General features: G+C 32.4%; 28 protein-coding genes and 1 pseudogene. 11 read left to right on the forward strand and 18 right to left on the reverse strand.

All coding sequences use genetic code 11. From position 1 onward, the window contains the following. Positions 1–82: 82 nt before the first annotated feature. From FS935_RS15180 to FS935_RS15190, 3 genes are read right to left on the reverse strand one after another with little or no spacing between them, the layout of a single operon-like run. Positions 83–799, reverse strand: coding sequence for an EcsC family protein (locus FS935_RS15180; RefSeq protein ID WP_146949505.1), 717 nt, complete (start codon positions 797–799; stop codon positions 83–85). Next, complete coding sequence (locus FS935_RS15185; RefSeq protein ID WP_146949506.1) at positions 796–2,025, reverse strand: ABC transporter permease; 1,230 nt, start codon at positions 2,023–2,025, stop codon at positions 796–798. The genes FS935_RS15180 and FS935_RS15185 overlap by 4 nt, the downstream gene beginning before the upstream one ends. After that, the gene (locus FS935_RS15190) at positions 2,012–2,758 is read right to left on the reverse strand and encodes an ABC transporter ATP-binding protein (RefSeq protein ID WP_146949507.1); all 747 of its coding nucleotides are present in this window, start codon (positions 2,756–2,758) and stop codon (positions 2,012–2,014) included. The genes FS935_RS15185 and FS935_RS15190 overlap by 14 nt, the downstream gene beginning before the upstream one ends. Positions 2,759–3,823: 1,065 nt before the next feature. Between FS935_RS15190 and FS935_RS15195 the strand changes: the two genes are divergently transcribed. From FS935_RS15195 to FS935_RS15205, 3 genes are all read left to right on the forward strand, one after another. Then, complete coding sequence (locus FS935_RS15195) at positions 3,824–4,246, forward strand: HIT family protein (RefSeq protein ID WP_146949681.1); 423 nt, start codon at positions 3,824–3,826, stop codon at positions 4,244–4,246. A gap of 364 nt (positions 4,247–4,610) precedes the next feature. Further along, the gene (gene serC / locus FS935_RS15200; protein ID WP_146949508.1) at positions 4,611–5,690 is read left to right on the forward strand and encodes a 3-phosphoserine/phosphohydroxythreonine transaminase; all 1,080 of its coding nucleotides are present in this window, start codon (positions 4,611–4,613) and stop codon (positions 5,688–5,690) included. A 713-nt stretch (positions 5,691–6,403) separates the two neighbouring features. Continuing rightward, the gene (locus tag FS935_RS15205) at positions 6,404–6,925 is read left to right on the forward strand and encodes a tryptophan transporter (RefSeq protein WP_146949509.1); all 522 of its coding nucleotides are present in this window, start codon (positions 6,404–6,406) and stop codon (positions 6,923–6,925) included. A 163-nt stretch (positions 6,926–7,088) separates the two neighbouring features. Here FS935_RS15205 and yhzF read toward each other — a convergent pair whose 3' ends face one another. After that, positions 7,089–7,280, reverse strand: a complete 192-nt coding sequence (gene yhzF, locus FS935_RS15210; RefSeq protein ID WP_146949510.1) for a membrane protein YhzF — start codon at positions 7,278–7,280, stop codon at positions 7,089–7,091. A gap of 298 nt (positions 7,281–7,578) precedes the next feature. Between yhzF and FS935_RS15215 the strand changes: the two genes are divergently transcribed. Continuing rightward, positions 7,579–7,932 (forward strand): YtxH domain-containing protein, encoded by a 354-nt coding sequence (locus FS935_RS15215; RefSeq protein ID WP_146949511.1) that lies wholly within the window; start codon positions 7,579–7,581, stop codon positions 7,930–7,932. Between the two features lie 248 nt (positions 7,933–8,180). Beyond that, positions 8,181–8,768 (forward strand): HTH-type transcriptional regulator Hpr, encoded by a 588-nt coding sequence (locus FS935_RS15220; protein WP_146949512.1) that lies wholly within the window; start codon positions 8,181–8,183, stop codon positions 8,766–8,768. Positions 8,769–8,772: 4 nt separating this feature from the next. On the opposite strand, the gene FS935_RS15225 is transcribed toward FS935_RS15220, so the two are convergent. Beyond that, a complete protein-coding gene (locus tag FS935_RS15225) occupies positions 8,773–9,114 on the reverse strand; it encodes a DUF1878 family protein (RefSeq protein ID WP_146949513.1) in 342 nt (113 codons plus the stop codon). Between the two features lie 270 nt (positions 9,115–9,384). Here FS935_RS15225 and FS935_RS15230 point away from each other — a divergent pair, with 270 nt between their 5' ends. Next, entirely contained in the window at positions 9,385–9,921 is a 537-nt protein-coding gene (locus FS935_RS15230) for a DUF3267 domain-containing protein (RefSeq protein ID WP_158638616.1), read from the forward strand. Between the two features lie 196 nt (positions 9,922–10,117). Further along, a complete protein-coding gene (locus FS935_RS23950) occupies positions 10,118–10,297 on the forward strand; it encodes a hypothetical protein (RefSeq protein WP_146949515.1) in 180 nt (59 codons plus the stop codon). Between the two features lie 195 nt (positions 10,298–10,492). On the opposite strand, the gene FS935_RS15240 is transcribed toward FS935_RS23950, so the two are convergent. From FS935_RS15240 to FS935_RS15255, 4 genes are all read right to left on the reverse strand, one after another. Further along, positions 10,493–10,576, reverse strand: a complete 84-nt coding sequence (locus tag FS935_RS15240) for a YjcZ family sporulation protein (RefSeq protein WP_146949682.1) — start codon at positions 10,574–10,576, stop codon at positions 10,493–10,495. An 85-nt stretch (positions 10,577–10,661) separates the two neighbouring features. Continuing rightward, entirely contained in the window at positions 10,662–10,748 is an 87-nt protein-coding gene (locus tag FS935_RS15245; protein ID WP_146949683.1) for a YjcZ family sporulation protein, read from the reverse strand. Between the two features lie 175 nt (positions 10,749–10,923). Beyond that, on the reverse strand, positions 10,924–11,007 hold the full coding sequence (locus FS935_RS15250; RefSeq protein WP_146949684.1) for a YjcZ family sporulation protein: 84 nt from the start codon (positions 11,005–11,007) through the stop codon (positions 10,924–10,926). A 109-nt stretch (positions 11,008–11,116) separates the two neighbouring features. Further along, positions 11,117–11,200, reverse strand: a complete 84-nt coding sequence (locus FS935_RS15255) for a YjcZ family sporulation protein (RefSeq protein ID WP_146949685.1) — start codon at positions 11,198–11,200, stop codon at positions 11,117–11,119. 528 nt (positions 11,201–11,728) lie between these two features. Between FS935_RS15255 and FS935_RS15260 the strand changes: the two genes are divergently transcribed. After that, the gene (locus tag FS935_RS15260) at positions 11,729–12,580 is read left to right on the forward strand and encodes a peptidylprolyl isomerase (protein WP_146949516.1); all 852 of its coding nucleotides are present in this window, start codon (positions 11,729–11,731) and stop codon (positions 12,578–12,580) included. 55 nt (positions 12,581–12,635) lie between these two features. Here the strand turns inward: FS935_RS15260 and FS935_RS15265 are convergent, their stop codons facing one another. The 6 genes from FS935_RS15265 to FS935_RS15290 form a co-directional block, all read right to left on the reverse strand. Next, positions 12,636–12,854 carry a sporulation YhaL family protein gene (locus FS935_RS15265; RefSeq protein WP_146949517.1) on the reverse strand — a complete coding sequence of 73 codons (219 nt, stop codon included), beginning with the start codon at positions 12,852–12,854 and terminating at the stop codon, positions 12,636–12,638. 129 nt (positions 12,855–12,983) lie between these two features. Continuing rightward, positions 12,984–13,928: a 3'-5' exoribonuclease YhaM gene (yhaM, locus tag FS935_RS15270; protein ID WP_146949518.1), complete on the reverse strand. Its 945-nt coding sequence runs from the start codon at positions 13,926–13,928 to the stop codon at positions 12,984–12,986. A gap of 116 nt (positions 13,929–14,044) precedes the next feature. Then, positions 14,045–17,023: an ATP-binding protein gene (locus FS935_RS15275; protein ID WP_146949519.1), complete on the reverse strand. Its 2,979-nt coding sequence runs from the start codon at positions 17,021–17,023 to the stop codon at positions 14,045–14,047. Between the two features lie 11 nt (positions 17,024–17,034). Continuing rightward, positions 17,035–18,273, reverse strand: coding sequence for a metallophosphoesterase family protein (locus FS935_RS15280; protein WP_146949520.1), 1,239 nt, complete (start codon positions 18,271–18,273; stop codon positions 17,035–17,037). A gap of 449 nt (positions 18,274–18,722) precedes the next feature. Beyond that, the gene (locus FS935_RS15285) at positions 18,723–19,976 is read right to left on the reverse strand and encodes an ABC transporter permease (protein WP_146949521.1); all 1,254 of its coding nucleotides are present in this window, start codon (positions 19,974–19,976) and stop codon (positions 18,723–18,725) included. Beyond that, complete coding sequence (locus tag FS935_RS15290; RefSeq protein WP_146949522.1) at positions 19,969–20,868, reverse strand: ABC transporter ATP-binding protein; 900 nt, start codon at positions 20,866–20,868, stop codon at positions 19,969–19,971. Before FS935_RS15290 ends, FS935_RS15285 begins: the two co-directional genes overlap by 8 nt. A gap of 126 nt (positions 20,869–20,994) precedes the next feature. Here FS935_RS15290 and FS935_RS15295 point away from each other — a divergent pair, with 126 nt between their 5' ends. Beyond that, a complete protein-coding gene (locus tag FS935_RS15295) occupies positions 20,995–21,180 on the forward strand; it encodes a YhzD family protein (protein ID WP_146949523.1) in 186 nt (61 codons plus the stop codon). 216 nt (positions 21,181–21,396) lie between these two features. On the opposite strand, the gene FS935_RS15300 is transcribed toward FS935_RS15295, so the two are convergent. Then, positions 21,397–22,179, reverse strand: coding sequence for an enoyl-CoA hydratase (locus tag FS935_RS15300; protein ID WP_146949524.1), 783 nt, complete (start codon positions 22,177–22,179; stop codon positions 21,397–21,399). Between the two features lie 348 nt (positions 22,180–22,527). Here FS935_RS15300 and FS935_RS24550 point away from each other — a divergent pair. Beyond that, positions 22,528–22,838: pseudogene (locus tag FS935_RS24550) on the forward strand (ATP-binding protein); the annotation flags it as partial. Positions 22,839–23,249: 411 nt separating this feature from the next. On the opposite strand, the gene FS935_RS15310 reads toward FS935_RS24550, so the two are convergent. Together FS935_RS15310 and FS935_RS15315 are read right to left on the reverse strand one after the other, a co-directional pair. Further along, positions 23,250–24,755 carry a coproporphyrinogen III oxidase gene (locus FS935_RS15310; RefSeq protein WP_146949525.1) on the reverse strand — a complete coding sequence of 502 codons (1,506 nt, stop codon included), beginning with the start codon at positions 24,753–24,755 and terminating at the stop codon, positions 23,250–23,252. Between the two features lie 99 nt (positions 24,756–24,854). Beyond that, positions 24,855–25,313: an STAS domain-containing protein gene (locus FS935_RS15315; protein ID WP_146949526.1), complete on the reverse strand. Its 459-nt coding sequence runs from the start codon at positions 25,311–25,313 to the stop codon at positions 24,855–24,857. A gap of 370 nt (positions 25,314–25,683) precedes the next feature. On the opposite strand from FS935_RS15315, the gene FS935_RS15320 reads away from it, so the two are divergent. After that, a complete protein-coding gene (locus FS935_RS15320; protein ID WP_146949527.1) occupies positions 25,684–26,001 on the forward strand; it encodes a hypothetical protein in 318 nt (105 codons plus the stop codon). Positions 26,002–26,082 lie beyond the last annotated feature (81 nt).

The following is a 26,082-nucleotide window of genomic DNA, read 5'->3' on the forward strand; positions in this document are numbered from 1 at the left end:
GTCTGCAGCGCAATGGAACGAACTTGTTTCTTTCAACTTAACTGAATTTAGATTTATTTATGTCCCAGCTTCTTTTTTTCCACTATTGCTGTTTAGAAAATAGCCTTAAACGATAACAATTCATTGCACATTCCCCTAATTGGTTTAACAGCTGGTAGTTAGCAACCCCACCAACAACTGCTCCAATACCAGGTAATACCTGCATTAGCTTAACTAAATCAATATAGTCTCGATATTCTTGCTGAAATACACGCCAATCTAAATCCTTTATTTCATGTTTCTTCACTTCCCAGTTTTCAATCATTTCTAGTACCTGTTCTTTATGTGTATCACTGGAGAAAGCTAGTTGAAAAACATATAAAAGAAATAACCGCTCTTCATATTCCTTCGTACTGTAGCCATAAATACTTGCTACTTCAAATAAAAATTTCATTTTGATTCCGAGCAATAACGGAAAATCTGCAAGCCCTAGAAAGATCCCTCCAGCACCTGTAGAAGCACCCTCTATTGCGGCTGTTTTTTTGAAAGCTCCAATAGATTTTTCAACTAATTTCTCCCGCTCTTCAAAGGTTAAATTGTCAATCTTCTTCGGAAAAGTAGTCATATTTGAACCAACAAGAGTTGCTTCTACCATTTTTTTAATGCTTTCTGTGATTGTCTGATGTACTTTTTCCGGAATGAAGGTATTCATTTTACTTTGTGCTTTTTTTGATGTTCGTTCAAAAAGAGATGGCCTTCTTAAAAGCTTATGTTTCCATAATCTAGCTTCTTCAGCCATTTGAGATTCATACCCCATCATAATCCAACCTTTTCTTTCTTCTTTATACGGTTATTCATATAAACAAAAACAAAAATGGCTACAAAAGCTATTCCTGACAGAAGCGTTATAGCAAACGTTATTAAGTTTGCAGTGAATACTGTTACTAAAGAATAAACACACACTTGTATAAGTAACATTCTAAACATTATTGTTAAAAAGCTCGAAAGTTTTCGTTTTTCTGCTTTAGGATATAAATTTGGTAGCTCCAGAAGCTCATAATGCTTGTAAAGACTCATAATTTGAATACCTGTTAAAAAGATAAAGAAAATCGCTATCATCGCATTTCCATAAAGCTGATTCTCTATAAACGTTATAATGATACTCCCAATTAACGTTAACCTTACAAAAATTCCTAAATAATCCCCAGATCGCAAAAATGCTCTTATAAATAAATACTCATAAACATTTTCCTGACGATACGCTATCTGCTTAACAAACCAATCTAAATACTTCCTTCTTTTTGCCTGTTTTTTGAGCTTTGGTACATCAGTAAACAAGTTTGCTATCTTATAAAAGGATTGCTTTTTGCTATCTTCTTTTTGGATTAACTGCTCCCACTTTATTGCTTTCTTAGATATAATTTTAGAGAAGTAAAGATCGTATGCAAACATTATGAAAAAGACAATGCCTACAAAAATATACTGCTGCGAGAGCAGGAAAAAGATTGCCAGTACATTAATGGCAAACCTCACAATTAGATCATTCCATTTGGATGAAGACTCTGTAAAGTATCCCATTTTCCAGCTTATTCTCAAATTCCAAAACTTTATGACTAAAAGAAGGACAATACTAAGCAACAGTACTCTTCCATTAGCGTTTGTTGCTTTTAAATATAATGGTGCAAATAAAATCATGGATACAATCACAATAAAAGATTGCGATATCATACTATAAGAAAATGCCTTTTTAAAATAGGAGTCAAGCTTATGCTCCATCGGCAGTAGAAAGACAATATCTGCTTCTTTTAACAATGTTCGAACGCTTGATGTTAATAGAATAAACGTAAACGTTAGCGTCATTATTAATACAGCAGGAAAATCAGGTGGTAATACTTCAAGCCACTGGGAATACGTTAAAGCACCACCAGCACCTAAAAAGATAAATACAAATAACAGATGATCATTTAACATGTATTTCAAATATGCTCTCGTCTCATTTATATGATGATTTATTCTAGTACTCCAGATTTCCTCAATGCTCTTCATCTTGATCTTCCTTTGTTAACTGAATATAAAGATCATCTAAAGTAGCATCATTCATCCCAAACTGTTTTCTTAATTCAAGGAGCGTTCCTTTTGCGCGAATTTCTCCATTATGTAAAATAACAAATGAATCACAATATCGTTCAGCAGTTGCTAAAATATGTGTAGACATCAATATTCCTGATCCTTGATTCTTTGCTTTTTCCATCATTTCTAGCAATGAGTTTATCGCAAGTGGATCTAACCCAACGAATGGTTCATCTATAATATAAAGTGATGGTTCAATTAAAAAGGCACACATAATCATGACCTTTTGCTTCATACCTTTAGAAAAATGAGCTGGAAACCATTTCAAGCGTTTTTCCATGCGAAATTCTTTTAATAAAGGCTGAAGCCGCTTATTAAAGGTGTCTTTATCAAGTCCATATGCCATTGCTGTTAATTCAAGGTGTTCATGTAAAGTGAGTTCTTCATATAAAATAGGTGTTTCGGGTATAAAACTAAATTGCGATCGATAGCTTGCTGCATCTTTGGCAAAGGAATTTCCATTGATCAAGATTTCGCCTTTATGTGCTTCCATTATTCCAATAATATGTTTAATTGTTGTACTTTTACCGGCCCCATTTAAACCAATTAACCCAACAATTTGTCCTTTGTTCACTTCAAAGGATATTTCTTTTAAAACGGGATTACGAGTATAGCCACCCGTTAATTTTTCTACTTTAAGCAATGTCATTTAGCGGATCTCCTTTTTCTTTAGAATGCATGTATTTTATCAGTTAACTTAAAAGAAATAATATTTATTTTAATCCACACGATCTCCTAACCATTTCTTTGCAAAATCACTTATTATTTTATTTGCGATCATGTTTTAAAAGTACTTCTTTAATAGTATCAAAATCACGATAACATGTCCTAATTAAGAAATATATTTTCTCGTATATTCTTTTGATCTTCGGACATCATAATTAGTGAGGAAGGGTTACTTGTCAAAACGAAAACTTCTAAATGAGGTGTTTGTTCCAGACATTCTTTTTTAACTCAAGGGATTTAGTTCTTTTCCATTGAATTAACACTTTTCGAAATGAGGTGTCTACGGGCCGTAATTCTGCTGAATTAGAAGCTCGCATATAACATCATTTTGTAAATGAGGTGTTTGTCAAAGACAGTTCTCTCGTTTGTTAATGATTGTATAAACAACTAACAAGGGGATGGTTGTATTGAACAATGGTGATTTCACATTCAGATAGCATTTAAATAAATGTTAAATGAGGTGTTTATCAAAGATAATGAGCTTTCATTATAAACCATTGAAAGTAAACACAAAATTTCGAAATGAGGTGTCTACGGGCCGTAATTCTCTGAATTAGAAGCTCGCATTAACATCATTTTGTAAATGAGGTGTTTGTTAAAATACAGTTCAAACTCCGTTAGCTTTTGTTTTATCAATTAACAAGGGGATGGTTGCGTTGAACAATGGTGAATATCACATCAACTAACATTTAAATAAAATGTTAAATGAGGTGTTTGTCAAAGATAATTTCCCATTTATTGAGTAAAAATACCCTTTCTCGAGGAACAGGATGATCATTCGATTCATCCTGTTCTTTTTGATTTGATTTTTAAACAAGTACTTCATCTTGATGTCTGGTACTTTTCTTTATTAAGGTAAAATATTGTGCCAAAGCTTGTAGCTAAACATTTTATACCTTAGAATAAGATTTAAAGTAACATACATACATGAAGAATGCTGTTGAAACTTGTTGACTTAGAATATTTTTTAAAAGGAAGTGTACGTACAATGAGTGATTGTATTTTTTGTAAAATCGTTAATGAGGAAATTCCTTGTGCAAAAGTTTTTGAAAATGACCATGTCGTTGCCTTTCTTGATATTAGCCAAGTAACGAAGGGTCACACCCTTGTTATACCAAAAGTACATAAAGAAAACATCTATGAATTAACTCCTGAAATTGCAAGCAAAGTTTTTGAAGTTATCCCTCAGATCTCTAATGCCATTAAAAAGCAATTTAACCCTGTTGGCTTGAATTTATTGAACAACAATGGAGAACAAGCAGGACAATCTGTTTTCCATTATCATATGCATATTGTGCCTAGATATGGCAAAGGTGATGGTTTTGGTGCTGTATGGAAATCACATGCTGATCAATATTCACCAGAGCAACTACAAGAAATCGCTTCATCTATTAAAAGTGAACTTTCATAATTAAAAACAACAAAACAAACGAAAATAGACTTATTAAAAAAGACCAAAATTGCAACGATCAGATCACGCAATTTTGGTCTTTTTGATTTTTAAATGTTTATCGATAAATCAAGTGAAAATCAAAATCATTTATAGTTAATAATAAAATGACAAAATACATGAACTAGCCTTTGACTGGTTATCTCTGCAATACGAAAAAATAAATTTAACTCAAACATATACCAGTTAAAATTCTATAAATCACAAATAAAAACGCTTACTTGATAAAATTTCATAAAGATACAAATATTCAGTCTACATTTCCTGCCCTTTTCATGATAGGATATGAGTATTATTTTACGTACTATCTTAGGAGGGCAATAGATTGAGAGCTTATAATTTTAATGCAGGACCAGCAGCAATACCATTACCAGTATTAGAACGTGCGCAAAAAGAATTGGTTAATTTCAACAACACAGGTATGTCAGTTATGGAACTTAGTCATCGTAGTAAAGATTATGAAGAAGTCCATAACAAAGCTAACTCTTTGTTAAGAGAATTACTAGGAATTCCTGATACTTATGAAGTTTTATTCTTACAAGGTGGAGCTAGTTTACAATTTTCAATGATTCCTATGAATTTCTTACAAGAAAATAAGACAGCACACTTTATTATGTCAGGTGCTTGGTCTGAAAAAGCACTAAAAGAAGCAAAAATGTTTGGTGAAACTCGAATTCTTGCTTCAAGTAAAGAAGAAAATTATAAACATATCCCTAAAGACTATTCTTTAGCTGATACTGAAGATGGTGCTTATCTTCATATTACATCTAATAACACTATTTATGGTACACAATGGAATGAGTACCCAACAAGCTCTATCCCATTAATTGCTGATATGTCTAGTGATATTTTATGTAAAGAAATTGATGTTGAGAAGTTTTCACTTATTTATGCTGGAGCACAGAAAAATCTTGGTCCTTCAGGTGTAACTGTTGTGATTGCTAAAAAGGAATTCCTTGAAACTGCGAATGAAAATGTTCCAACCATTTTAAACTATTCTACACATGTAAAAAACAATTCTTTATACAATACACCCCCTACGTTTGCTATCTATATGCTTTCTTTAGTGTTGGAATGGGTAAAAGAACAAGGTGGAGTTAAAAAAGTACAACAGATTAATGAAGAAAAAGCTGGTGCTATTTATTCTGCTATTGATCATAGTAACGGATTCTATAAAGCACATGCAACAGATGATAGTCGTTCTTTAATGAACATTACTTTCACACTCCCAAATGAAGAGCTAACAAAAAAATTCCTTCAAGAAGCTAAGGAACGTAACTTTATTGGTCTTGCAGGTCATCGCTCTGTTGGTGGCTGCCGAGCTTCTACTTACAATGCTGTACCAAAAGAAGCATGTGAGGCACTAGCTTCTTTCATGAATGAGTTTAGAGATAATAATAAGTAAACATTAATTTTAAGGTGCTGAGACATAATTATTTAAGCTAATGATACACCCGAACTATTAGGCGATTGTTCAATTGATCTTTGCCTAATAGTTCGGGTTTTTATTTTTTGTCTTAAATATTTTTTGATTTTGCATACTATTTTTAAAAACTAGTGGAATGGAGAGGTAGACACTAAGACTCCTACGGCAATAGAGAATGTGCTGAGACCTAAGCACGCGGATGCTCAGCTTCCTCCCTAGGCGAATTTGAGTGTCTGAAGCGCAATGGGACGAACTTGTTTTTCAGCTAAACTGAACTTAGATTTATTTTTTTTTGATGATTTCTTTAAGTATGTCCCTTCCTATCTTTTCTTTTTTTGATCTAATTTTTAGGCTCTGTTAAACTTTGTTGTTGATTTCCGTTACAGGCATTCGCTTTCCCGGGAAAAAAGTACCTTTTTTCCTAGGTCCGGGAGCCTCCTCGTAAGCTGCGCGCCTGTGGGGTCTCCCTTTGACACGCTTCTCTAAGCAGGAGTCTCATATATTCGCCTCCAATCAACAATGTGCTAAAAATCAACATTAACCTTTAACATAGCCAATTATTAAAGAAATAAAATAACTGTACGTAAAAAACATTTCTTGCTATAATAATTCATAACTTCTCTCGCAATAGGAAATGAGTTCACTATTGGGGGGAAACATCTAATAAGAGATTAGAAGAGGAGAGATGAGAAATGAATACTAGAGTATTAGTTACACTATCTTTATTTTCTGCAATTGGGGCTGTACTAAATATGGTGATGCCTCCGTTTTACCAAGGAATGAAACCAGATATGATGTTAATCATGATGTTTATCGGAATTATCTTTTTTCCAAGTGTGAAAAATGTTACTTTGCTAGGAATTGTTACAGGAATTTTATCTGCTTTAACAACAACTTTCCCAGGTGGACAAATCCCAAATATTCTTGATAAATTCATCACAGCATTCGTGTTTTACGGTTTGTTCTTACTAGTAAAGAAATTTGCACAAAAGGTAGCAGTAGCAACAGTTCTAACTGTTATTGGCACAATTGTGTCTGGAACAATCTTTTTAGCATCTGCTTTAGTTATTGTAGGTTTACCAGGTGGAGCAGCGTTTTCCGCTTTATTCATAGGTGTAGTTCTTCCAGCTACTATATTTAATGCAGTATCAATGGTTGTTGTTTTCCCAATTGTCCAAGCGATATTCAAACGCTCAAATTTAGCAATTGTATAAGTTTTTCATTTTAAACATGTTTAAGAGGTTGACCATCATAGGTCAACCTCTTTTTAGGTCAATGCCAGTTTTTTTAATTTCCCATGAATTGAAACTCACCAAATGATGAGAGCAGCCAGCAACAAAGCCTAATTAATGACAATCAAACCTAACTACATTATTCCTATTGAAAATAAATTAACATTATTCCTATTAAAAGCATGATAACTCCAGCTGAAGCTAATACATTCACCTTTTGCTTAACTATTTTTTTAGGTGGATAAGATGCTGATTGCTGCAATAATTTGAAATAATGAAAAGCTCCGATAAAAAGTAATAAACTAATAACAAAAAATAAAAATATAACACCTGACATGCTCATCCCCCCTTCTCTAAAAGTCAAACAACTTAAGCCTTATATACCAGTAAATAAATATACTCATATATTCACTTAGTAAGAACAGAAATGAGAAAACATTTATAGCTCTTTTCCATCTTGCAGCCTAAATGAGCCTACATATAAAAAATAATTCAAAAAGTACTTATAAATATTTATGCTAACAAGCCTCTAACTATGTATAATGTTTAATAAAGACACACCTTTGGGTAAATTGTTAAAGAATGGATTAACTATATAAATTAATACATATCCATCATTTTTGGAGGGATGATTTATGTCAAAAAATAATGCTTTATTTTACGGTCTTGTTGTAGGTGGAATAATTGGTGGAATCACAACATTACTTTCTACTCCTTCTTCCGGAAAAGAACTACGTGGGAAGATTAACCTAAGCCGTGAACAAATAGAGGACATTTTAAAACAATTAAAGATTGAGAGCAAAGCCCTTAAAGAACAAATCGTTAAAACAACTCAAGAAGGTACGGAAATTGTCAAAGAAGTATCTGCAGATTTAAAAAAATCAATTAATCAATTCCAACATGATATAGAGCCACATAAAAAAGATTTACAAAAGGAAATAGAAGAAATAGAAAAGAAAATTAAACAGCTTGAAAATACACTTCAATAATGTTTTTTAGCTCATAATTAAAAAAGTCGCTTTACGTAAGAAACTTTTCTTTTACAAGTAAATTATTTTTCTCTTATTTTAAAAAGTGTGTAGGACAAGTATTGTCTACACACTTTTTTTCGGCTAAAATCATTGATATATAAGGGTTTATTAAAATTTTTAAAAATTTCGTAAATTTATATCTTTATTAATCTTTATTTTATTGGCATAATAGAGAATAATACATTGAGAGTCAGGGGTGACCGGTGATGAATCATAATGAAAAGGAATATACAATAAAAGAAGCCTTGTTATTTAGTCAACGAGTTGCGCAGCTTAGTAAAGCATTATGGAAATCAATAGAAAAGGATTGGCAGCAGTGGATCAAGCCATACGATTTGAATATCAATGAACACCATATTCTGTGGATTGCTGATCATTTAAATGGAGCCTCCATTTCAGAGATTGCTAAATTCGGAGTTATGCATGTATCTACTGCCTTCAATTTCTCCAAAAAACTTGAGGAAAGAGGTTACTTAGAATTTTCTAAGAAAGCTGATGATAAGCGTAACACATATATTAAGCTTACTGCTCAGGGAGAAGAAGTTCTGTCTAAACTGTTAGAAGATTTTAGTCCTGAAAGAAACTCTGTTTTAAAGGGAGCACTTCCTCTACAAAATTTATACGGAAAGTTCCCTGAAATGATGGAGATGATGTGTATTATCCGCAATATTTATGGAGACGATTTTATGGAGATCTTTGAACAATCATTTCATAATATTGAGGATACCTACAATGATGAAGATGGAACTTTAACAAAAAAGAATTCTCAAGATGGGCAACTTATATCTAGCTAAGAAATTAATATGAGGATTTTATTAACTCAACCAAATCACTCATTAAAATAGGATATAAATTTTGTCTATATAGTGCTTGAATTGTTTCATTTACATCCAGCTTAGAATTTAACTGTCCAGCAAATTGCGTAAGGAGATCTGTAAAGATTACTAATCCTTGCGTTTTTTGTTCTTCATGAATTGCTTCTAACCCATTAAGAAGTTGATATATTTCTTCGATTTCAGATTTACTCAATCCCTTTTCCATAACTAACAGATAAAAAGGAAATCGATTTGTATCCACCATTTGTAATAATAGCGCTTGATAATACTCCAGTCTTTCCAAACGCTCCTCAATAAAATCCATCCTGTACCCTCTTTCTATTCATACATTATTGTCCTTTATTGTATAGTATTCCCGTTATTTTAGAAAGTTTAAATCCTTTATTATTCATATAATCAAAAAAAGCGCCAGCAGCTTATTGAACAGGTAATTACTATAAAGACTATTCCCTAAAGATCTGACAAAAAACTATTTTTTAGCAAATTCTTACCCAAATACTTATTACGTATTGATTTTTTCCTCTTACCGTCGTACAGTATGGTAGTACTTAACATGAGTTTGGACGGTGAGACGATGAACTGCTGGAAAACCATAAACCTTTCTAAGGATGTTGGTCTGCACAGAATATCATTTATTTCGATGTTAACGATGATATGTGTTTTTATTTTAACCTATTTACCTATTAATTTATTTTTTTCAAAAGTTCATCTAAAAGACGGACATTTTTTAATGTTTGTACTGTTGATGGTTAGCATGATTCCAATTCATAAGATATTGCATGCACTTCCACTACTATTATGTGGATGTCGTGTGGAGATGAAAATAAAATTTTATTATATGTTTCCTTCTTTTCAACTAAAAGCATGTAATGGAATTAAAAAACATAATATGCTTATATCTCTTTTGACACCATTTATTGTTTTCACAACAGTTTTTCTATATGGAAGTATCCTCTTTCCAGCGTATATGCATTATTTTAGTATTGCAATGGCTTTTCATATAGGTCTTTGTGTACCAGATTTTATTTTTATTAAACATCTGTTACTAGCTCCTAGATCCTGCTTTGTTGAAGAGTTCGATGATGGATTTGAAGTACTTGTCCAAAAATAGTGAATAAGAAAATGAGTAAGTTAATATAGATATAGTAGTAATGCCGTTTGAACGAGGATTTTACGCATATGTAAATAGTCTAAAGTGATGTCATATTTTACATCACTTTTTTAACTTGTTATTAGTAGTCAATGCTATCTTTTTCATAAATAGTTTGGTAATCTAATATGTATATGAAAGAGAAGGGGGATCTCATATGGTCATTTTCTTCATCTTGTTTGCAGTCTTTATCTTGTTTTATATAAACAAGCTTACAAACACTCTATGTTTAGTACGCGAGATTCCTGAAGACCGTCAAACAAAAGTTTTTAGAACAATAAATGTTCTTATTACGATTTTGTTAATCTCATCATACATTGAAAATTTGTATACGTAGAGCTTCGTTTATACGATCGTAAATCAAAAGAAATACTTCCATGTTCACCTTCATTCTATAGGCAGGTAAGTGCTCTTACATTGATTAAAGTTATCCGCCTATAGAAAAGCAAGGATACATAGTTTGATGTAAGAATAACAAATAAAGAGCGCACATTAATGAGGCTGACTCAATTGAGTCAGCCTCTCTTTTATCTTATAGCCACGCTGCACCAACGATGATTAACAAGATGAATAATACAACGATTAACGCAAATCCACCTGAATATGCTCCGCTCATTATTACACCTCCCATTCTTAATAAAGATCATTATTCAAAGCAAAATCTAATCAGCTTTAGTCATTTGCCCATTAAAATAGAGAGTTTAGTAAAGGTAAGAAGCACCAATGATAATTAACAAAATGAACAATACAACGATTAACGCAAAGTTATTTGTGTAACCATGACTCATAACTTATTACCTCCTTTATCTTTTCACTTTATCTTATGGTCATTTGCTCTATTGTGATTGGACGTTTGCCCAATTTAGGTCTTTTTCTTTATTAAAGTTTTTTCTACTTTTTTGTTTCAATGTTGTAAACAGCCATATAAATAACACAATATAATCTTCTATCTATAGAAATAGCTTATAGATATGAAGCACCAATGATGATTAACAAAATGAACAATACAACAAGTAACGCGAAGTTGCTAGATAAACCATGACTCATAACTTATTACCTCCTTTATCTTTTCACTTTATCCTATGGTCATTTGCTCTAATGTGATTGGGTGTTTGCCCAAGAAATCTAAGTTAAAGATTTTTTTGTTGGGTAATAATTAAAGATAAGAAGCTCCGATGATAATTAACAAAATGAACAATACGACAAGTAATGCAAAATTGTTGGAAGAACCAAAGCTCATATTGAAATACCTCCTTTATCTTTCTCTATATCCTATTAACTTTCTTTAGCTTTGTTTGGACGTTTGCCTAATTTTTAAGATTTTGTTATATTCAACTATTGCAAAGCTGTAATTATAGCTTTTAATCTATAACAGACAAGTCTTATTATCGAGTTTGTATGATTTGAGTGTTTACGCATGAAGTTTTTTTCTCAAAAGAGTGTCACAGGGATATTCATCAGAGATTTTCGCTTTAACAGCACTGCAGAAAACAATTACCTATATGGCGATCTAGGAACACTGTTTAGCAAAGTAAAATCATAAAAAACTTTTTGAACTTGTCACATTATGGTATAGTATTTCTTGTACTGTCAGATTTGGGCTTCTAACAGGATTATTTTAAAATGATTATTGCTTACAATCTAACTAAGCAACTTTCAATTTTTCAGAAAAAGAAACCAATCAGTATTCGCCGTTAAAACATGGCACCTAGCCACGTTTTTTCTAATAAAGAATTTCTAAATATTATACTAGGAGTTGTATTAGAAGATGAAAAAGGTAGCAATAGCAATAGCAGCCGCAACAAGCTTATTCGCACTTAGTGCTTGTAACAATGCTGAAACTGAATCAGAAGTTGTTGTAGAAACAAAAGCTGGTAACATTACAAAAGATGAATTTTACGAAGCAATGAAGAATCGTTTCGGAGGAGACGTTTTAACAGAGCTTGTTCATGAAAAAGTATTAAGTGAAAAATACGAGGTTTCTGAGAAAGATATCGAAGCTGAATTTGAAACCTTAAAAACACAATATGGTGCTCAATTTGAAAGTGTTATCCAAATGCAAGGTGAAGATGTTGTAAAACAAATGGTTAAAGTTGATCTATTAAGAAAGAAAGCTGCTGCAGAAGAAGTTGAAGTAACTGATGAAGAAATAAAAGCTTATTATGATACATTAGAAGGACAAGTAAAAGCTAGTCATATATTAGTTGCTGATGAAGCAAAGGCTAAAGAGGTTAAAGAAAAGCTTGAAGCAGGAGAAAGCTTCGAAGATCTTGCAAAAGAATATTCAACTGACCCTGGTTCTGCACAAAATGGTGGAGATTTAGGTTGGTTTGGTGAAGGTGCAATGGTTAAGGAATTCCAAGATGCAGCTTTCAAACTAAAAGAGGGCGAAGTTAGTGAGCCAGTTAAATCTGAGTTTGGTTATCATATTATTAAAGTAACTGAAACTGTTAAACCTTTCGAAGAAATGAAAAAAGATTTAAAAGAAGAAGTTCGTAAACAAAAGGTTCAACAACCTGATACCATTCAAAAGGCACTAGATAATGCAATTAAGGATTCTAATGTAGAAGTTAAAGAAGAAGACTTAAAAGATCTTTTTAAAGCACCAGCAGAAGAATAAAATAATCATTAACAAAAAAAAATCGGTGAAATTCACCGATTTTTTTTTATAATCATTAACTTACAGACTGTTCCTCTTGAATATCCTGTTGCTGATTAACAAGTGCTTGCTTTTTCTGGCGTTCTTGCTCAATTCTTTCTATATAAACCTGTCCTTCTTTTTCAATAAACTCATCATCAATTTCCTTATCCTGTTGATGTGTCTTAAAGGCCATATATCCGCTTATGAGAATTCCAATAATACATACATATATCCACCATGGCAATACTAACATCCATGCTCCCCCTTTTAAAACCTTGTCCATTTGAACAAGCTATTTACTCAAGCATATGTGGGGGAACTAGAAATTAGAACACTCTGTTCTATTAATCATCGTGAGCTTACTTCGCCTTTTTAAAAATGATTATTTATGAAATGTTGGTTTGTAAAAGGATCTGTTATCTAATGCAAATATTCTTTCTGTATATTCACCAGGCTTAACACGCTCAAGTCCACGATCTAGCATATTCATTTTAGCATCAAGGTTATCAATATAATGAAGAATTTCCGCTTCTTTGATCATAGGAGGTTTTGGACTTCCCCACTCAGCCTTACCGTGATGGCTAAGAACTAAATGCTGAAGGATAACAACTTCCTCACCTTCAATTTGTAAATGCTCTGCAGCCTTTGCAATTTCATTTACCATGATTGAAATATGTCCTAGTAAATTTCCTTCTACAGTGTAAGTTGTACTAATTGGACCTGACAGCTCAATTACTTTACCTAAGTCATGTAAAATTACACCAGAATATAAAAGATCTGTATCTAGACTTGGATATAAATTTGAGATCGCCTTAGCTAAATCCAACATTGATACAACATGGTATGCTAATCCTGAAACAAATTCATGATGATTTTTTGTTGCTGCTGGATATTCAATAAAAGCTGCTCCATGCTTTTTTAGTAAATGGCGTGTAATACGCTGGATATTTGGATTTTTCATTTCAAATATATATTGAGTAATTTTATCATTCATTACATCCTTAGAAAGTGGGGCGGTTTCTAATAAATCTGAGATGTTAATCTTTTCATCGTCATGTTTAGGTCGGATTTTGCGAATCTTTAATTGATTACGCCCTCGGTAATGATGGATATCTCCTAAAATTTTCACAATGCTTTGAGGAGAATAAATCCCTTCATCCTCTTGAGATGCATCCCAAAGCTTTGCCTCAATTTCCCCAGAAGTATCTTGTAAAATTAACGTTAAAAATGCTTTACCATTACTTGCAATTCCTTTTACAGATGATTTTATAAGTAAATGGACCTCTACTTGCTCCCCAACATCGTAGTGTAGAATGCCTTTAGCCATAAATATGCTCCTCCAATTTATGTGATCTCTTTAAGAGTAATTAATAGTAAAATAATCTTTATATTTTGTATCGTAAGTATAGCATATTTAGATCAAAATCGGCTTCAGAAAAGTCTTTAAATCGCCTGAACTGCAGACAAATCAATGATATTTTCAGAAGGATAAGTTGCCGAAATATGTTTGTGACATGTAAAATAAATCACTTGATTATCTTGTTTAAGCTCCTCCATCAATCGTAAAATATTTGATGTTCTTTGTTTATCAAAATGAACAAAGCTATCATCGATCATGATTGGCAGATGCAGCTGATTATTGATGTTTTTCACTAAAGCTAGGCGAATAGACAAATATAATTGTTCTGCTGTTGCCTGACTTAATTCTTCAGCTAAAAACTTCAATCCATCATAACGCTCTACGATAAATGATTGTTTCCCAACTGGCAAGATTACCTTTTTATATGAATTTGACGTTAGCTTTGCAAAAAAGTAACTAATAGAACCAATTAGTGCAGGAAGCTTTTCCTCACGATGTCTTTCAATCGTTTTATTTAATAAATCATTCGCAATGGCTTTTACTACCCATTGAGCTGCTGTTTCTCTAATTGCAGCCTTTTCATTTTCAAAGGAATGTCTAAGTGCTGAATAAGTACCGTTTTGCTCAATTTCTTGAATTTTAACAACAACTTCTGAATATCTTTGTCTTGTTTCTTTTTCAGATTGTTCAATTACATCTAATTGCTGTGCTACAAGAGTTAATTCCTCTGTTAAATCAATTTTAGACTTTAACTGACTATCATCTATTATTGTATTCTTTTCACTTGCTAGCTGTTTTTCAATCCATAAATTTTGTTTCAATAACTCTTCTCTTTCTTGATGTATTTTCGCTAACTTTCGAAAATCATCTTCATCTGCACATCTGCTCTTACTTATTAGCTCTTCCTTTTGTTTTGATAAATACTTGATTTTCTCTTGAAGTTCTCCAATTGCATCTTCTGTTTCAGATCTTTTGTCAATGAGCTTAAGAAGTAAATCCTTTTTCTCCACTTCACTTTGACATCTTCTTGAAAGCTCATATAAGCTATATTCACTTGATCCCTCGACTTGGAACCTGTCTATTACTTCTGATATTTTATTATTAAAGTGTGCGACTTGATTTTGCAGATCAACATATTCTTTCTCATTCTGTTTTTTCTCCAAAATTAACTGTTGAAGCTTCTGTATGATCTCAAAGGCTTCTAATAATGTTTCTGATGTGAAATTATGGTCTAATTGTAACTTTGCTATTAACTTAGATAATGTGACTGTACTTTGAAATTGTTCTTCTTCCCATTCCTCATATTGTTTAACTATTTTCTCATAGTGCTTTTCATACTGTTTATATAAAAGTTGTTCATGATGAAGTGCAAGTTTCATTTGAGTATCTTGCTCTACTATCATCATCGCTTCTGGCAATGATGATGAAGCTAACTGAACTGAATTAGCTTCATTTAAGGTTTCCTCTATATTACTTAATTTTGTTGATAGATGATGAAGGAACGGATCTTTATAATCTGCAGACTTTTTAAAGAAAAATAGTGCCAAAGACAAAACAACTATTAACACTACAGCGATTAGCCAACTTCTTTCTAACAAGAAGAATAGTGAACCTGTAAATAGCAAGAAAGATAATATCGATAAAATAATTGTCCGTTGTTTTTTATCCTGCTTAAATTGCACTTTTCTGTTAGATATTTCAGATATTAATTGTTGTTTTTCGCTATGTAATTGTTTGATATCTAAATTTTCTTGAGTTTTCACCTGTTCTTCTAATTTCAATCTCTCGTCATCAGGCAGAATTTTTTCTTTGAGATTACTTAATTTCCATTCTGCTTCTTCTAGATCATGTTTTGTTCGATCAAATTGCTCATCAAGCATTTGTTTTCGATGCTTAAGCTTTTGATCTAATGTGATAGACTTTTTTATCGATTCTTTAATTTGAATGGTGGTACTGATTGTCAATAATTCATCGTCATTCATTGTTGGTAGAACTCTTTGTTTATATAAAGTAATTTCATGTTGCAGTTTACTGATGCTTTGCTGAATTTGTATCAATCTTTTTTGCTTTTCTTCAAAAACTGGTAGCTGTTCACGTAGATGTTGAATTGTAGGTACTATGTTTATAAGATCTTCATCTAGCATAAGTGATTCTTCTTCAAGCTGTATATCTTCTTTTTTTCGATTTAATGAGTAAAGCTGTGCCTCCATTGGCTGCAGAGTACTAACCAATTGATCAAGCTGTTTAAGACCTTCTTCTGGAAAATCTTCAGTATCTTGTAAAGAAGCTAATTGATTTCTACACCATTCTCTATCATTAAGAAGTGGCAATATGGATAATACCTTTTCAAGCTCTTTATGCTTTTTGATATTCCCATTCTTTTTCAACGTTAAAGATGTTAACTCTTCATTAAGCTCTTCCTTCAATTCTAGTAGTTGTTGATATTCATTATTTTGTCTCTTTGCATCCATCAACTGATTGTGACTGTTTTTTAGCTTGACTAGCCCTTCATTAAGCTCAGGTTTTTTACCACTAGGTTTATACAGTAAGTCTTGTTGTTTTATCAGCTTATCTTCTATTGAAAAAAGGGTATCAGCTCCGTAGATGCTTGAAAGAAATAAATATTTTCCGATTTGGTCAGAGTTGATTTTCTGTATTTGCTGAAGACCATGAACATCAAAAGAAAAGATAGATCGATATGTTTCCTTATCGATTCCACTCATCAATGTTTGCAGGTATTCTTCTCCTTTACTTGTACCGTTATCTAACTCTATCGTGACATTTCCTCCATTTTTACCTGGTAGACGCTCAATTCTGACCAGCTGGTGATTGTCTTCTACAACAAGATATCCTCCATATGCTGCTCCTTTTTTAGGCTCATACCTATTTTCAGCTTGTTGTTTTGTAGGAAACCCAAATAAAATACTATGTATAAAAGACATGATCGTTGATTTACCAGCTTCGTTTTCTCCATAAATAACTTGCAAAGGATCTTCATGAAATTCAAAAAACTTGTTTTCAAATTTGCCATATCCATAAATCATAAGCTGTTTAATTTTCAATTCTTATCACCTCACTTCGATTCATTATTTTGTAAAAGTTCTCTATGTAATAGCTGTTCGGCGTCTTTTAATAATTGTTTTCTTTCATCAGTTGTATATCCTTCTATATATTGCCTGAACACTAGATGTTTTGATAGTGGTTCCATTATTTCATCAAATGATTGATAATTTTCAACTGTTTTGTGTAAATCAAACAAAAAAGCTTCAAGCTTAGGATTGTTTTCTCTTGGCTGGCTTGTTTGATTAATTAGCTTTACCACCCAAACAAAATACTCAGTTTCTTTTGCTTGGTCATTTAAAATATCGACTAAATCTCCTTGAACATCTTGTCCATGAATTGTAGTTGAAAAAGAGTCAATCCCTGTTAAAACGAATGTTAAACAAGTTGATTTATTTGTCTGTTTCATGGCAAAAATTATTTGCTCACATTTCTGTATTAACTCTGAGATCGTAGTTATTCCCTCGATTGAAACTTCTACCTCTTTCCAAATAATTTCTTCTGTTGAAATAAACTCAGTCCTCACTTCATGGTCTTCTAGTTCTACAACATAAAAGCCCTTCTCCCCTGTTTCCTTTCGATGCCTTCCTTGAATATTACCCGGATAAGCAATCATTGGGTTAGAGTGATGTAAGACATGTCGTTTATGGATATGACCCAAAGCCCAATAATCGAAATCTTTAGAAATAAGTTCACTTACTTTAAAAGGTGAATAAACATCGTGTTCTTTATTTCCTTCTACTGATCCATGAAGCATACCAATGTGATAAACAGAAGGATTGTCTTTTCGAACATAATGTTTTGTCATATTTTCCATAACAGCTCTAGTAGGATAGCTATATCCATAAAGATAAGCTAATAAAGAGCCATTCTTCATAAATTCTTTGCATTCGACCTTCTCGCTAGAAAAGACATGAACATTATCGGGCCATTCAATGTTAAGCCACTTTCCGGACATATGATCATGATTACCATGAATAACATAAACTTCTATTCCAACTTTAGCTAACCTTTCAAACTCTGTTTTTAATTTCAATTGTGCCTTTAAGCTTCGATCTTCTCCATCATACAAATCACCTGCTATTAAAACAAAATCAATTTCTTCCTTAATTGCAAATGTAACAAGTTTTGTAAAAGCCTGAAATGTGCTTTCTCTAATTTTCTCAAACAAATGTGATGGCATATGCTTTAAACCAACAAATGGACTATCCAAATGGAGATCAGCTGTATGTATAAATTTAATTTGTTTCATCAATTGTTCATTCCTTTTAAACACCTGTATTGTTTATTTTCCTCCTTTCATTTTACCATCACTAAAATACGAATGCACGTTCTTATCTAAACAGTTATTTTAAATTATTTTATTAAGCGTAACTAAAAAAAGAAAATCAAACTATAACAGAGGCTGGACATAATAAAGAAAGCATCCCCTAAAGAAGAATAATCTAAATTATTCAATATATAATACTGTTTCTATCAATCAGTTAAGCTGCAGACACTTGCTTTCCACTAGTTCTTAAAAATAGTATTAAAAAAATCAAAAAATCTAATTGAAGACAGTAAAAAGACCCGATACATTAGGTGATAGATTAATTGAAATATCACCTAATGTATCGGGTTTATCATTAGCTTAAAAACTTTATGTCCCTGCCTCCAGCTTTTAGGGCACAATATACCTTTACCTTTAAAGCCCTGATTATGTTACTTATCCTTTGACATCATAAGTGCTCGTTTTAAATCTTTAAAAGATGATGATTTTCCGTATATTAAAACTCCACCTTTATATACTCTTGCTCCAAATATCGCTAATGCTGTAATAGAAAGAAGTAAAATTGCTATGGATAATGCAATTTCCCAAAATGGAATATTTAACATCCCTACACGTAGAAACATAATCATCGGTGTAAAAAATGGGATATACGAGCTAATTGTAATAAACGGTGTTTCTGGATTTCCAAGACCAAACATCGCAATCATAAATGCTCCGACAATGATAAAAATCATTGGTGAAATTAATTGCTGTACATCTTCAATCCTACTAACAAGTGAACCTAGAAATGCTGCAAGAGTAGCAAATAAGAAATAACCTAAAATAAAGTAAATTCCTGCATAAACAAAAGTTGATGTTGGAATATCTGAAAAACCTAATAATCCACCAGTCATCGTATTCAATTCATCAATTTTCGATTGAATGGAAGCATAACCAAAAACAAGGATTATAAACATTTGCGTTAAGCTTAGAAGTCCGATTCCAATTAACTTCGCAAACATCTGCTTGACCGGAGATACACTTGAAATAAGTATCTCCATAACGCGGGATGACTTTTCTGTAGCTACCTCTGTTGCAATCATACTTGCATAAAAGATAACAGAAAAATAGATGACGAATAATAATACATAAACAAGACCTCTTGCCTGATTTAACTCCTCTTCCGTTTTTGCATTATCTTCAAGTGCCACCTTATTTATTTCAACAGGTGTAAATAATACATTTAAATCACTTGAATCAAGACCAAGTTGAACTCGACCTATTTCTTGTTTCGTTTGTTGCAAAACCTGTTCAATTTGTGCAAATATTTGACTATCTGTCATCGACAACGTTTTTACAGTTGCTGAAGGTAAGTCATTTTGATCTTTAGTAATAATAATCATTCCGTCATATTCTTCTTCTAGTACTTTTTTATCTAATTCGGTTTCAGATAATGTAGATTTTTCTATTTCAAAAGGATCTCCTAATTTTTCTACATTGTCTTCAAATAAAGCAAAATATGTATTCGTTTGATCTAAAACAGCAAATGTTTTTGCTTCTTCATCTTTTTCAAACGCTTGAATGATGGTTGATATATTTGATATACCAAACAAAATTAATAAAGTAAGTAAAGTAGTAATAATAAATGATTTCGTTTTTACCTTGTTGAAATAAGTATGACCTACTATGATCCAAAATTTATTCATAAGAAGCACCTACCTTTTCAATGAAAATATCATTTAGTGAAGGCTCTTCAAGTGCAAATTTTCGAACAAACCCTTTATTTTGTAGCTCGTGAAAAATCACCTTTGCGACTTCTTCATTTTCGATTTGAAGCTCTACACCTTCAGACAGTTTCTTGCATTTTACTACACCAGGTATCGAAGTTAAAAAGTCCATATCAAAATCGCCTTGTATAAAAACATTCTTTTTGCCGAAAGCTCTTTTTATATCCCTTAAAGATCCATGAACAACAGGCTTTCCTTTATGCATGATACATAGGTGCTGACACAATTCCTCAACATGCTCCATTCTATGACTCGCAAAGACGATCGAGGTTCCAGCTTCTTTAAGGTCAACAACTGCTTTTTTTAGTAATTCAACATTTACAGGATCTAACCCACTAAATGGCTCGTCTAAAATAAGCAGTTTAGGTTTATGTAAAACAGCTGCGATAAATTGTATTTTTTGTTGATTTCCTTTTGAGAGCTCTTCAATTTTCTTATTCTCGTATTCTGTAACATTAAATCTTTTAAGCCAGCTTTGTAGCTCGTTTACCACTTCTTGCTTGGTCATGCCTTTTAATCTACCTAAATAAATTAATTGTTCCTTTACCTTTAATTTTGGATATAACCCTCTTTCTTCTGGTAAATACCCAATAGAATCACTAACATTATATGAAATCCTTTTACCATCCCACGAGATCTCCCCATCAGATGGGTTTAATAACCCTAAAATCATTCGGAATGTAGTTGTTTTACCAGCACCATTTGCACCCAGAAATCCGAATATCTCCCTCTCAGGTATTGTAATCGATAACTGATCAACTGCTGTATGAGTTCCAAAACGCTTTGTTACATTATCAATAGTAAGACTCATTATATCCCTCCTCTTTACTATCTACGAAATTGGTAAAAGAAGGTTTCACTTTTTTGCAGGATTATCAATAGAAAAGTAAGAATTATATACTGATAGTATTTATTGTACAACAAGGGGGTAAAAAGGTTGGAAACATATTATTTAACTGTATTCGAAAAAAATGGAGAAAAGCTTTTAGACGAAAGCTTTCAAGCACCAACAGAAAAAGAAGCAAAAGAAATAGCAGAGAACAAACTAGCTGAAAAAGATTTATCAGATAAAACACATCGCTGTACATCTTCATCAGGAAAACTAGTTGTTTTTGGTAGATAGGAAAAATTGTATTTTGAAATAGCTGGCTCTTGAGCTATATCTTTATTTTCCTCTAAGGAAAATTGCTCTTTGAAATAGCTGATCCTGCATATGACATTTTTGAAAAGAATTATTCTGCTGGAGCTAGACATGAAAAAGAAGTGAAAGTCTTACTTTATAAAAAAAGATGACTTTTGGGAAATGTAAACTGTGACCCAAAGTCATCTTCTTTTACCTTTATTGTCCTGTAAATTGTGCAACTCTTTTTTCTAGAAACGCTGCAACTCCCTCAATGTGATCACTTGTTCTTCTCATGTTAAGCTGATTTTCTGTTTCTGCATTAAGTGTATCTATTAATAAAGCTTTCTCTTGGCAGCTAAAAATTGTTTTCGTTGCGATCATTGCTTGTAATGGTCGCGCTTCCATTTTTGTTTTCCAAAGCAGCATCTGTTCTTCAGTATCACCCTCATATACTGAATCAATCATCCCTGTTTTTAGTGCATCCTCTGCACTTAGCGTTTTGCCTTCCCAAATCACTTGCTTTGCGGCATGCTCTCCTAATCTTTTCTTTAAAAAGAAATGCCCGCCACCATCTGGAACCAATCCGATATTAATAAAGTTCATTGCCACTTTGGCCTGCTTTTCTGCTAATACAATATCACTTGCTAATGCAAAGCTTAATCCTAACCCTGCCGCTGCTCCATTAATAAAGCTAACTGTTACAGCAGGTAATGTATATAGTGTAATAATCATTTCTTTGATTGTTTCCATAACAGGTTGAAATTGTGACTCATCATTGCTAGATAACATTGTTTTTACGTCACCACCAGCCGAAAAGGCACGTCCTCTTCCTGTTATAAACAATAACAAAATATCTGAATCTGCAATTTCTTTTAAGCAATTTGATAGTTCTTCAAGCATTTTCACATCCATTGCATTCATTGATTGTACTCTATTCAAATATAATGTTGCCGTCTTCCCCACTTGTACTAGCTCTACCGTTTGATATTTCATTTTCATCCCCCTTAATGTATATATCAATATATCATTTCGGATTAATATAGTAGAATTCCTTCTTTTTAAGAACTCTTTTTTAAAGGGTATTTTTATTACACCTTGTTGTTGTGTCTTTAATTATGGTTATTTTGTAAACTTTGTTGCTTTAAGTAGCATGGAGATACAACCTTATAATTTATTTAGACTCTGTTAAACTTTATTGTTGATTTCCGTTAGAGGCATTCGCTTTCCCGGGAAAAAAGTACTTTTTTTCAATAAGCGAGGGGAAAACCCTATCAAAAGTCTGTCATAAATCCGATGAAGGACATGAGCCTGGGTAAGCCCTATCAAAAGTCCGTCATAAAGCTGATGAAGGACATGAGTACCTATTTTATTAAATGTTCATGGACTTATTGAACTTAAAAAGACAAAGCTAGAAAACCGGTTGTAATCTCGATTAAACCACTACGGAAAGTATAAATTATTAATTATTAATTGGTTACCTTCCAAATGACAAAGAAGATCCCAATCTACTTAGTCAGCTAATTGATTTAAGATATGAAAAGAAAAGTACTATTTTAACTACAAATATTAGCTTTAAAGAATGAGATGCGGTGTTCCAGGATACGAAATTGTCAAATGAGTTATTAAATTGTGTTCTACACCACGCAACAGTCGTATAGAATGTTTGGCCTTCTTTCAGAATTAAAAATCACTTAGAAAATGAAGATCTTGATTAAGTTCTGTACATTCATAAACGATCAAAATTGTACATCGTTACCTTGACATTTACATTTCCTAGAAGATTAATAAAAATCCCAACTGCCAGCTTTTTCAAAGGACAATTCTTCCTAGGTCTGGGAGCCTCCCTCGTAAGCTGCGCGCCTGTGGGCTCTCCCTTTGACACACTTCTCTAAGCAGGAGTCTCATCTCCATATATTCACCTCCAATCAACAAAGTGCTAAAAACCAAAATTAACCTTTAACATAGCCTTTATTTAATACCAACTACCTGCCTTGCCTTCTGTTTTCATCTTCAAATATAAAAAGCAGGAGGCAACCATACATTCCTCACTGCTTAAACATTTTGCAACCTTACTTCGTTGTTTGGAAAAACAATTGTTCTAGGATCTTAATTTTTTCCTCTGTATAATGCTTGAAACCATCATTATAGGATTTAGGATCTTTTGGATTTGCAAATTGAGTAATCCTTCTTGTTATTGGATCAACAAATTTACTAGCAGCACCACAACCAATTCCTATGATTGTTTGTTGCTCCTCCATGATCATAATATTATAAATACTATCCTGACCTTTTAAGGCATAACCAACGTTTTCTAGATTACCTAATATATTTTTTTGTCGATATAAATAATATGGTGCATAGCCATTCTCATTCGTCCATGAAACAGCATGATCCATCATAGTACCAATTTCTTCACGACTTGCAACCTTATATTTATGTTTATTTTTTGTCATTTCAGATGCTCTTTTAAAAGAAAGAGTATGAACTGTTATAGATTCTGGCATTAGTTTTGCAGATTCTGATAATGTATAATCAAATTCCTTAACACCTTCACCAGGTAATCCTATAATTAAGTCCATATTGATATTATTCATTCCCATACTTCGTGCTAAATGGAACTTATCGATTGTTTCTTCTACAGTATGATGTCGACCGATTGCCTTTAATGTATCTTGAATATATGATTGAGGATTAATACTAATCCGATCTATATTATACTTATTTAAAACATCTAACTTTTCCTTCGTAATTGTATCAGGTCTTCCTGCCTCAACAGTTATTTCCCTTATGTTTTTAACATCTGGGAAAGAAGTAATCATTTCCTCATAAAGCATATCCATCTCTTCAGCAGTAATGCTAGTTGGAGTTCCGCCACCATAATATACGGTAGTGATTTTGATGCCTTTCTCTGTTAACCAACGTCCAATTTCCTTCATTTCAAAATGAAGACCACCTAAGAAGGAGGTAACAGAGCCTTGTCGATTATTTATTGCATATGCCGGAAATGTGCAGTACGCACATTTTGTTGGACAAAAAGGAATACCAACATAGATACTTACTTCATTAGCTAGTGTATCTAAGTCTGGGATCACCTCTAGCTGACGTTGCACAATTTGCTTCATCAATTCAATTTTCTCTTCCGAAAGCAAATACTCATCTTTAAACATACGATGAATTTCAGCTTCAGTTAAACCCTCTTGACGTTTTTTATGATAAAGCTTGGTTGGACGAATTCCAGTTAAAATTCCCCATTTTTGAATGATGCCTGTATATTCCTGAAGCATTGTTAAATACACATATGACAGGGTGTTCTTCACCTGTCTTAAACGATCTTTTCCCTCTAAATGTTCAGGTATTTCTTTTTCTTTCATCGCTTCGTATTGTTTACCATCCTCTGATCTAAGAGAACCTCTTACTGAGACACTATTTGATTTCTCATGAATGAAAAACTCTGCTTCAAGGGGTGAATCACCTTTAGTAAAGCAGAGTTCCGTTTCTTCAAAAAACAAATTCCCAATCAATGTTAATGGACGGTGAAATCGTTCATCATCTATACCTTTAATATATATTTTCAATAATATCACCTTATCTTTTCAAGAACTTCTTTACGCTTTAACATAGCCTTAAGTTTACAAAAATACTGCTTGATGAGTCAATGTTAGATACTAGAAGTGTTAGACAGTGGTTAGTACAAACCCCTTCTTTTTCATTAAGTATCTTAGTGCAGCTGGAAAACTTGCAAAAGACTCTGCTTTTATTTGCACTCCAGAGGTTACAATCTTTTTTATAAGCTGTGGCGAAAGACCAACATAATAGGGCTCAACACCCATGAGAATAATTGCTTCTGTTAGTTGATGGATTTCTCTCCCAAGCTCTTCTATTTCCATTTGTTCGATTTTTTCAAGTGTAATATCTGTTAAATCAATAATAGCTGATTCAATTGGATTACTTTGTATATACTTTAAAATCTTAATTCTAATTTTCTCAAATCGTTCTTCAATTAATATACCTGTAATTGGAACTAATATTGTATTAGGAATAATAGACGGAATAATTGGTGCAGACATATCTAATATAACTTCCTCATATTCATTAATCTTTTTTTCTAATTTTTCAATATATTCCTGGTTCATATACTGTTCCTCGTTTCTATCTAAATTCTAGGCTCTTTTTTCATTCAAGCTGCTTATGCAATCATTATTTCTTATAAAAAATAATAAGTAACCAATTTATATATAAAATTTAGCAATATCTTTTTTCCATCCAATATTACACTTTATACAGCTTACACCCCATATCAGGAGTGTAAACAACAAGCTTTTTAGAAAAAAGCTAATTATCAACTCTATTACAATAGTAACAATTTACTGTTACCTCTAACAAGCAAAGTTTATTCTAGATTTACACTAGGATATGTCTTTCATTCTAATTTTAAATAATGTTAATATTTTCACCTATTAAAATCATACAATGTTTATAACTATATCATTAGGAGGCTTTATTGTGAAAATTTTTCTCCCTTTCTTCCTTGTTGCAGTTGTTTTAGTAATTGGTTATTTAGAATCCCCTCTTTTCAGTGAAAAAGAAGATGTTGTTACAAGCCTTCCTTTACCAGTTGATGAAACAACTTCAGCAAGCTCGCAGGAAAATGAACAAATAGAATTGGCAGCAGAGTTAGAAAATAAGTTTGTTGAAGTAACAGAAGAAGATGGATATACCGTTGAAGTGTATCAAGAGTATGAGATTTATAAAGATGCAGAAGGTAATGTTCTTGAAAGTGTTCCAACATCTAATTATCACTATTTGCGTTATAAGCAATAAAATTGCGGTTCCCTCTCTCTGCTAGTTTTCCCTAACATGAGAGAGAGAGGTTTTTATTGTAAAACTAAATCTTGCAAAAAA

It is taken from the genome of Metabacillus litoralis, assembly GCF_007994985.1.
Taxonomy (GTDB): domain Bacteria; phylum Bacillota; class Bacilli; order Bacillales; family Bacillaceae; genus Metabacillus; species Metabacillus litoralis.